This window comes from Mesocryomonas fontinalis (assembly GCF_055730125.2).
In genome coordinates this window covers 1-8,682 of the sequence record NZ_JBUZWG020000017.1, presented here as the reverse complement: position 1 = coordinate 8,682, position 8,682 = coordinate 1, and the positions used below count along the sequence as shown (strand labels likewise).

11 protein-coding genes and 1 pseudogene are annotated in these 8,682 nt (G+C 59.0%); 5 read left to right on the top strand and 7 right to left on the bottom strand.

Annotation, left to right across the window (positions count from 1 at the left end; translation table 11 throughout):
• The 3 genes from ACZL02_RS24205 to ACZL02_RS24195 all read left to right on the top strand — a co-directional run.
• Positions 1–242, top strand: a 242-nt coding sequence (locus ACZL02_RS24205; protein ID WP_472941254.1) for a DUF2382 domain-containing protein, incomplete at its 5' end; no start/stop codon positions are given.
• The gene (locus ACZL02_RS24200) at positions 239–1,171 is read left to right on the top strand and encodes a YsnF/AvaK domain-containing protein (RefSeq protein ID WP_472941253.1); all 933 of its coding nucleotides are present in this window, start codon (positions 239–241) and stop codon (positions 1,169–1,171) included. The genes ACZL02_RS24205 and ACZL02_RS24200, both read left to right, overlap by 4 nt.
• A 62-nt stretch (positions 1,172–1,233) precedes the next feature.
• On the top strand, positions 1,234–1,872 hold the full coding sequence (locus ACZL02_RS24195) for a YidB family protein (protein ID WP_472941252.1): 639 nt from the start codon (positions 1,234–1,236) through the stop codon (positions 1,870–1,872).
• Positions 1,873–2,328: 456 nt separating this feature from the next.
• On the opposite strand, the gene ACZL02_RS24190 is transcribed toward ACZL02_RS24195, so the two are convergent.
• Positions 2,329–2,499 carry a hypothetical protein gene (locus ACZL02_RS24190; RefSeq protein WP_472941250.1) on the bottom strand — a complete coding sequence of 57 codons (171 nt, stop codon included), beginning with the start codon at positions 2,497–2,499 and terminating at the stop codon, positions 2,329–2,331.
• Positions 2,500–2,759: 260 nt separating this feature from the next.
• Between ACZL02_RS24190 and ACZL02_RS24185 the strand changes: the two genes are divergently transcribed.
• The gene (locus ACZL02_RS24185; RefSeq protein WP_472941255.1) at positions 2,760–2,903 is read left to right on the top strand and encodes a DUF1127 domain-containing protein; all 144 of its coding nucleotides are present in this window, start codon (positions 2,760–2,762) and stop codon (positions 2,901–2,903) included.
• A gap of 193 nt (positions 2,904–3,096) precedes the next feature.
• On the opposite strand, the gene ACZL02_RS24180 is transcribed toward ACZL02_RS24185, so the two are convergent.
• The 6 genes and pseudogenes from ACZL02_RS24180 to ACZL02_RS24155 all read right to left on the bottom strand — a co-directional run bounded on the left by ACZL02_RS24180 (position 3,097) and on the right by ACZL02_RS24155 (position 6,930).
• Positions 3,097–3,540: a helix-turn-helix domain-containing protein gene (locus ACZL02_RS24180; RefSeq protein ID WP_472941249.1), complete on the bottom strand. Its 444-nt coding sequence runs from the start codon at positions 3,538–3,540 to the stop codon at positions 3,097–3,099.
• Positions 3,541–3,591: 51 nt separating this feature from the next.
• Positions 3,592–4,018, bottom strand: a pseudogene (locus ACZL02_RS24175) (hypothetical protein).
• A gap of 102 nt (positions 4,019–4,120) precedes the next feature.
• A complete protein-coding gene (locus ACZL02_RS24170; protein ID WP_496258580.1) occupies positions 4,121–4,831 on the bottom strand; it encodes a hypothetical protein in 711 nt (236 codons plus the stop codon).
• 126 nt (positions 4,832–4,957) lie between these two features.
• Positions 4,958–5,254, bottom strand: coding sequence for a hypothetical protein (locus tag ACZL02_RS24165; RefSeq protein WP_472941247.1), 297 nt, complete (start codon positions 5,252–5,254; stop codon positions 4,958–4,960).
• A 156-nt stretch (positions 5,255–5,410) separates the two neighbouring features.
• The gene (locus tag ACZL02_RS24160) at positions 5,411–6,118 is read right to left on the bottom strand and encodes a Crp/Fnr family transcriptional regulator (protein WP_472941246.1); all 708 of its coding nucleotides are present in this window, start codon (positions 6,116–6,118) and stop codon (positions 5,411–5,413) included.
• A 428-nt stretch (positions 6,119–6,546) separates the two neighbouring features.
• A complete protein-coding gene (locus ACZL02_RS24155) occupies positions 6,547–6,930 on the bottom strand; it encodes a DUF6894 family protein (RefSeq protein ID WP_472941245.1) in 384 nt (127 codons plus the stop codon).
• 37 nt (positions 6,931–6,967) lie between these two features.
• Here ACZL02_RS24155 and ACZL02_RS24150 point away from each other — a divergent pair, with 37 nt between their 5' ends.
• Complete coding sequence (locus tag ACZL02_RS24150) at positions 6,968–7,591, top strand: DUF4142 domain-containing protein (protein WP_472941244.1); 624 nt, start codon at positions 6,968–6,970, stop codon at positions 7,589–7,591.
• The last annotated feature ends 1,091 nt before the right edge of the window (positions 7,592–8,682 follow it).

The window sequence follows — 8,682 nt, the reverse complement described above, 5'->3', positions numbered from 1 at the left end:
GCCGCGAGGTCGCAGAGGCACCCGCGGTCCGCCAGGAAGGCAACGTGACGATCATCTCGCTCGTCGAGGAAATTATCGTCGTCACCAAGCGTCTCGTCGTCACCGAAGAAGTTCATATCCGCCGAATCAAGTCCACCGAGCGCGTCGAGACGTCGGTCAACTTGCGGAAACAGCATGCCGTCGTCGAGCGGACTGTCACGCATGATTCAACAGCCATCTCGTCAACAGGAGAAAACCAATGACACAGACCATCACCGCATACTTCGATACCCGCACCGAAGCCCAAGCTGCGATCGACAAGCTCGCTCTTATCGGCATCTCGGGTTCCGAGGTCCGGATCGCCGACTCCACAACGACGACCTCACGCGGCACGACCGCCGACGAGGACAAGGGTTTCTTCGAGGCCATCGGCGACTTCTTTATGGGCGACGACGAAGACGACCGCCATACCTATGCCGAAGGCGTGCGCCGCGGCGGTACCGTCGTGACCGTCAGTGCTCCGGACGGCCGCTTCGAAGAGATTGCGGATGTGCTTGAGGGCGAAGGCGCAGCTGACATCGGCGAGCGTGCAGCAACCTGGCGCTCGGAAGGCTGGGAAGGCACCTCCGCCTCCGGCAGCCGCGCCTACTCCGGCGGTTCGATCGATCCAGTGGGTGACAGCACCGTTGCCACCACGGGCATCGGCTCCTCGACGGGCACCTCGTATGCCGCCGCATCGGGCGCCGCCGGCAACTTACAGCGCGACACCCTTGGTACCAACCTCTCGAAGGATCGGGACGGAACCATCGAGGTGGTGCAGGAGAACCTACGCGTCGGCAAGCGTGACGTTAGCCATGGCCGCGTCCGTGTTCGGTCGTACGTTGTCGAGGAGAATGTCACTGAAGACGTGACCCTCCGCAGTGAGAATGTCGAAATCTCCCGTCGCTCCGTCGACCGTCCGGTCGGTGCGGTCGATGCCTTCGCCGAGCGCACGATCGAGCTCGAAGAGACCGCGCAGGAAGCCTTGATCTCCAAGGAGGCCCGTGTCGTTGAGGAGATCGACCTCAAGCGTGATGTTCGTGACCGTACCGAGACGGTTTCGGACACGGTGCGTCACACCGAGGTCGACATTGCGGACGAGCGGGTCGGCGAGACCCTGACAGACGCAGAGCGGGGACGCCGCGGCCTGTAAGGGTAACAGTCGGGCCGGCGGGGATCTTCCCTCCGGCCCTTTTCCTATTTTGGGAGGTATCGATGGGCATTCTTGAAGACGTGATCGGCAGCGTGCTGGGCGGCCAGCAGCGTGGTGGCGGAATGCAGGGCGGTGGCGCGCAGGGCGGATTGCCAGGCGGCCTTGGCGGTATGCTCGGTGGCGGATCGCAGGGAAGCATGTCGCCCATCATGATGGCGCTCATGGCCTTGCTGACGCAGCAGATGTCGGGCCGCGGAGGTAGCGGCGGCCTTGGTGGCGGCGGCCTCGGCGACATCCTCGGCGGCTTGACCGGGCAGTCGGGTGGCATGGGCCAGATCGGTGGCTCTGGCCAGATCCAGGAGCCGAACCGCGAAGAGCGTGCTGAGCGCTACGATCAGCCGATCCAAGGGGGGCTTGGGACCAGCGGCGAGTTCGACGGCGGACATACCGGACCCGGCGGTCTACTCGAGCGCCTCGAGCAGGCTGGGCATGGACAGAAGGCTGCCTCGTGGGTTGGTCATGGCGAAAATGAACCTATTGAACCACAGGAGCTACAGCACGCTCTGGGCGATGATACAATTGACCAACTTGTGACGCAGACGGGTTTGACGAAGGGTGATCTCCTATCGCAGCTGTCCGCTGTGCTGCCTGACGTAATCGATAAACTGTCGCCAAATGGGCGTTTGCCTGATCATTCATAAGGGCGTGGCTGGTAATTCTTTAATTGGGACGGAGGCTGCATTTTGGTTCTGATAAGGGCGCTTTCGGAATGAATCCCCTCTTGGAGAGCCCACGGTCAGAACGCATTCCGTTGATAGAGGTTCTGGAGCGTCGGTGTGCCCGATCATCCGGAGGGATCATTTTGAACGACAACGCGGACCAGAAAGGGCGTTGCAACGGCACGCCCAGAGGCGAGCTTGTTCGTGCAGTTCTCCACTACACCGCCCTTGCCATGGAAGCGAAAGCCTGGCGCACGCTTGTCGACATGGAAGTCGATGCCTCTGCAGCTCCCGGCAAGCTACAGTCACGCTTGATCGGCGATAGTCGATCACCAGCCTGAGGCATCTTTGGTCCGTTCCGTCGTCTCGCTGTAGCAGGTGCCCATCCAGGCGGCGCTATCCTGATAGGGCAGCGCCGCCGACAATGGCATCCGAAAACTAGACCTGGCGCTTGGCCTTCTGCTCCTGGATCACCGTGTCCGCATGCGCTTCGTCGCGGCAGAAGATCGATGGCTGAAGCTGGCCGCTTAGGTTGATCTTCACCAGCCAATCCCCGCGGGAATCCCTGTGCTTGGTGAAGCTGTCCTCGGCCGTTGTCCTGAAGCTCATGTCATCCTCCGTTTTGGAAATCATGTCATGGGCGGACGATCGTGGAAATGTGGTGCGGCGAATGAGGCTGCCGCCGTGCTTCGGTAGGCATATTCCAAATCTGCAGGGCTCACCAGCGCCCACAACATAGCGAATAACGCAAGGGCTCCCATGCCATCTTGGCGCTACTGATCGGTCGCGGGCGCGACCATATTCCGGATGTCGAATGAACGAACCGAACGGCTTCCACCGACGAGAAGCTGCCACCTTAAGGATAGTCCCTGAGGATTGCTCGCCGCTTTAATACCTGGCGCCAGGTCCGCAACACGGCCGCCGAGTTGAACCGTCTTTCACAGCGCGAACTTGCTGACCTCGGCATCTCTCGCTTCGACATCCCGGAGCTCGCCCGGCAGTCGGCGCGCTAACAAAGTCAAAGTTTCGCGGCGGTCGTTCCTCCCAGACCCGACGCGGATAGACCAGGCGGTTCCTCCCACAGCAGCGGTCACAGCATGACGCCCTCACCGGTCCTCCCCCGGTGGGGGCCTTTTCGTTTGCCGACTGGCGCTATCGAACCAGCTGGATCATGGAAGGAAAGAACTTCCACCCGCTCGCCCAATGCTACTTGTCGACCAGCAAACCCACCGGCACATCCAAAACGTCTGAAAGAACTGCCAGCTCGAGGTTGTGCGGCGTCATCCCCTGCTCAATTGCAGCGAGGCGCTCGTCTGTCATACCAGCGTCGGCAGCGACATCGTGTTGGGATAGGCCGGACGATTGGCGAAAGGCTTTTACCGCAGACGTGCCGCCCTCGATTGCGTCAACGACAGGATCGGGGATCTCGAAATCGGTTTCGCTCATCGCATCCTTCTCGTCCGCGTTCAGTGATGCGGCCTGCTGAAGAGCGATGAGGTTGGACTTCCGTTCCATGACCGCATCGAGAAGGGTCTGCCAGGATCGTGCTGCGGTCAGGTGACGCTCTCGAACCTGAGGAAGGGGCGAGGCCTCTGCCGCGGCGAGGCACTCCGCTAGGCGTGCCCGGTAGACATCCTTACCGTCCATCATCGATGGCTCCTCCCGCGCACACCCTATGGCGAAGACCTATCGCCAAGCGTCCTACTCGTATCGCCCCAGGAACAGGTCGCCCAGCGCCTTGCGCTTGCTGTGTGTAATGCGGCGCTGCCGAAGGTGCTCTGGCTTGTCATGGAGCATGTGGCAGCGTTGGCAAAGCGCTGTAAGGTTCGACATCTCGTTGTTGCCGGGATCATGGTCGAGATGAGCGCATGCTAGCACCACCTTAGTTTGCTTCACCAAAGTGTCTGTGGTGAGGGGAGGAAGGCGGCGCAATACCCGGCCCTTTCCAGATCGCCATACGCCGGCCTCAGAGTCCCACCAGAGGCCATCGCCGAGATGCGCGACCGTTTTTCCCATGCGGGCGCCCGCAACCTTCACAGCGACCCTTGGCCCGCCGAAAGCGGATCATGTTTGAAAGCTGAACCCAGTCGATCGGGTAGAAGAACCGGTGGTGACGGCGGATTGGCACGGAAGCAGGTTCCCGCTCTAGCTAAATCAACGGTACGTGGAGCGTATTAGCCTCCACTTAGATCGTTATCGAACCGGAACGCCATAGCCGCTGCATCCTTCCTCAGTAGGCACCTTTTCTTCTGGGAGTGAGCATGAAAATTCTAATTGCAATAACGTTGGCGGCTGCGTTCACCGCGTCCGGCCCCGCTTCGGCTGCGTGCACACCGTCATCGCCCGATGCAATTACGAGCAAGGCACCGAAGGACGCTGCCAGCGATTCGAAAGCTGCTGACGCAAAAGGAATTGCCGAAGACGGGCAGCACGTTCCGATGGAGACCGACCCGAACGCGCCAGGGGTTACCAAGTCTGAAGGCGGCACGACTACGAACATCGCGCAAGCCGAGTCAGAGATTGCCACCGCGGGTACCAAAGAGACTGGTACAGGCGCAGGATCCACCGATACTGCCGACGCGCAGGGCGCGGCCTGTCCGCAGTAGAACAACCATGCAAAGTCATGCGTGAAGCTATTGCCCCGCCGAGAGATCGTGCGGGGCTTTGGCGTATTAGAGCAATCCGAATAAAAGATTAGTCGTTGTCGTGGCCATCTGGGGCAGAACGCCAAGAAAATCTGCATACGAGACGCCGGCGCCTTAGAGCGGATAGGCGAAATAAAATCAAATAAATCGTCGGAAACGGTAGGTGACCTGTCGAGGTCGAACATGTAGGCGACTTCTTTCTTTGAAAAGCCGGCCTTAAGGGCCATCTGAATATCTCGCACGCCACCGGCAAGTGAGCAAGAGAATGCTGGGTGGTCACGAAGCAACTTCGACATCGCTCTCCCCGATGCAATTATTGCATGATCTTACGGTACTCAAACACGGGTTGAAACTGCCAGGACAAATGCGTCTGAAATCGAACATATGGAGCTGAAGGCAGTCACAGCTTTAAACGGGTACCGTCATGTCACGCCGCCGGGTTCTTCTACATCTAGCGAAATCGGTAACGCTATGACGAACATCGACACAGATTCATCGATCGCCAGTGCTTCGACAGAACGGTCGGACATCGGCGCCCGTGCCGCGATCTCCGCTTCGACTCGGCCCATGGCTGCTACGACCACCTCTCCATCGCCTTTCATCTGCACGCGCCATTCAGTCCTTGCAGGAGGCGTGTACATAAAATCGCCGAACGCTTCGACGTTGTCCAACCAGCTGGTGCAGTCGCCTAGCAGCTTGGCTAGGACGATATCCGTCAACTTCTCCAAGGCAGCACGGTCTCTGTAATCGACCGCCAAAGGCAGGTGAGCAAACTTTGGGATGGCGGTTCCAGACCCGACGTGGCCTAAGGCCATGTGTCTGAAATCGTAAATAAAGCCGTTTTCGTCAAATAAACTTCGGGGCCATCCGGAAAGCTAGACCGCCGGGATCAGCCGTTCGTACTCCTCTTCAGGCAATCCGTAGCATCCCGCCGCGATCCGGATGAGGATGTCTCGATCACGGACAAGTACCCGGCCGCGGCTAGCCTTGATGGCCCGATGTCCTTCTAGGACGTGCATCTGTCCTGTCACGCCGGCGCGCCTAACGCCCAACATGATCGACAGAACCTCGTGCGTGATGGGAAACTCGTCGCCGTCGACGCGGTCGTGGTACATTAGGAGCCAGCGTGCCAGACGCTGCGTGATAGTGAAGGTCGTGGCGGCCAGCAGGGTATGAGACATTTGACTGTCGCTCGTCACGATGAAGCGTGTGAACAGTCGGACGAGATCGGGGCTTTCGGCCATGGCGCTTAGAATATTTGCATTCGAGATCGCGAAGCCGCTGCCCCCTACCTGCATCCGGATACGGTTCGGTGCCCAGAAGGAATTCTGCACGACTGAGCGTCCGGTCATGCCCTCTCGTCCAATGTGACCAGTTTCTGCTTGTTGTCCCACTCGTCCAACGACGATCATTGAACCTATGCCGTGCTCGAAGAATATAACCCGCGGCACCTCTTGCCCCGGCTCCTCGACGATAAGGTGAAGCGGAAGCTCGATCGACATGAGGTGCGGTGCGAGAAGATCAAAATCGTCATGCGACATTGACGAGAGCAGCCGGTTTCGAACCGACGCCTGCTTGATCATCTGCATATCATTGACGCAACCCTCGCGAGCGGGGTCCTGTTGGCCGAACGTCCAGCGAAGCGGAACCGGCTCGGATCGAACGAAACTGGCACCGTCCGATAAGGAAAGGTAGCACGTCGCTTTGGCTGCGGTGCCGCTCATATCCCCGGATACGCGTACGTTTCGGTACGCATCCTCTGCAATAGATCGGTAACCGTCTCTCTATGGAAAGCTCAGATGCTCGACGGGAAGATCCATGGCCTTGCAGATGGCCGTCGTTTGTCCGTAGTGACACGACTTCCGTTCTCCAGGACGACAAGCCTTCCAACTGCCATACCGCTCCGGGCAGCGACGTACTGGATCGGTGGTCCAAGATGCTGGCGGTAGGCTTTTATGATCAAGAAACCCGGCGTCCGCATGTCCATGACTTTGGGGGGGGGGCCGGCCGCTCACTCGGAACTTGCCATGAGGACGTCATCCGCTAGAACCATCTGGTCGCTAAGACGGACCGTATCAACAAGGTTGCCGATCTCGTCTCTGATCTCGATGCTCTGCCCGTCGACGAGTTCACCGGCCAGGACTTTCTGGGCGAGTATCTGCCGGGCAGCTACCTTGGCATCTTCCATGGCGGCCTCGTCGCTCGGATACTCCTGTCCTTCCAGATCTTGAATAATCTCGGAACCGGTATTGATGTTGCTGAAATAGAGGGGCATCGCGATCTCCTTCAAGACCTGGAATGCCGGCATCGGCGAGGGGTTGCCGTTCAGAAACGCACCGATAGCGCTTATTGGAGCGATTGCGCACTGGAACCGTCCTGTGGTCAGCAGCTTCATCCGACACCACGCTTCATGGTAAATCGGGAGAAGGCAGATGAAGAATTTTCTAATCGTTGCGGGCATTTCACTACTGGCTACTTCGGCAATGGCCCAGACTGCGCCGCAGGAGTTCGTCGCTAAGGCGGCCAACGGCGGAATGTACGAGATCCAGTCGAGCGAAATCGTTGTGAATGACGCTGCTGCGTCTCCCGAGGTTCAAGCTTTCGCCAAGCAGATGATTGCAGACCATACGAAGGCAGCTGCAAGTCTGACGACGGCTGCGAAGAGTTCCGGTCTGACCGTTCCCACTATGCTCGACGCAAAGCACCAGGCGATGGTCACTGAATTGAGCGGCGCCAATGACAAGGTGCCGGTGTACCTGAAGCAGCAGATCGATGCTCATGAGGAGGCGCTTGCGCTTCACGAGAGCTACGGCTCGGCGGGTACCGATGTCAATCTCAAGGCCTATGCTGACGCTACCGCGCCGGTGGTCAAGATGCATCTTGAGCACGTTCGCATGCTCACTGGCCCAGCCGATAAGGCTCTCTCGAGTTCGACGAACAGCAAGATGCCGAGCAACGAGGCCGACACTGGCACCGGGACGATGGGTAACGACTCCGCTACAACAGGCGGTCAGGGGACTGGCACGGGTACCTCGCCCGCAGCACCAGCTAAATAAGTAGAGCTAGATGGTTGATGGGGCCGCTCGAATGAGTAGCCGCATTCTACATTTGCCATGCCGGCGCCATCGACCGGCCCGACGTCTTTATGATGGATAGGACCAAATAGTCCACTAAAGACAGTTCCGGCAGCACTCGTGCTGAACCGTGCGTGCAGCGCTGGGAGAGCCACAGGACGCTACGTGATATAAGCACATGGGGCGGGAGGGGGAGGCCGCCTAGGGTTGGAGGTCGACCGTGCACGGGAGATGGAGTGCGGTCGAATGTGCGTGCTGGTACTCGATCGTCAACTGCCCAACCTGGCTCCATCCAGGTTGGGCGCATCGCTGGCAAAACGGTTTGATCCGCGCAGACTTCAGTCTCGACCCTTACGTTCGGGCGATTTCCGAGGCCGGATAGTCGTGGATCTTGGTTAAGCGAGTGAGCAGATCACCCACGCACTTTAACTCGAGTTCGATTCCAGATGGGTTTATTGGGCGGCAAGCAGTCCCTCAGCTGAGATGATACCTAAAAATTAAAAAAGCTGCCGTTTCTGTTTCGTGGCGATGTTCGCAGATTGTGCGACTTTCACGACAGTCCGTGGGCATCGTGGAATAACCTTCGGAAATGTGCGGTACCAGACCTAGAAATCTATCCGGAAGATCAACGCCAGTGCCGACGAAGATGCCGTTCTCGGCTCGGCGCGGACGAGTTCCGATAGGGACCGTCCGTTTCCGCTGCCTCGTCAAAGCTCAGATATCGCCGTATCCCGGGTGACAGGGTGACCGGATTTGCCGCGATCCCAGTGATCGTTTGCCACCGTACATCGAAGTAGCGCCTCCAGAGCATCGGCCGCATCGTTCGCCAGCGCAGCGTCGAGACATCGTGTCAGGCAGTGGACATCGTCGCGCACCATGGTGTCGTCCGCCCTCATGTCTTCTGTCGCAGCGACGCGGAGCAATCGGACAAGGTGAAGGACGTGTATAGGGGACGGCTGCGTGCGCATGGATGCCCTCTAAAATTCGGCGATACGTCGATTGGGAGTCGACGCATCGCCCTGACGCTCCGGCATAGCAAGAACGTCAATCCAGATCTCGTATACGAGCCACGT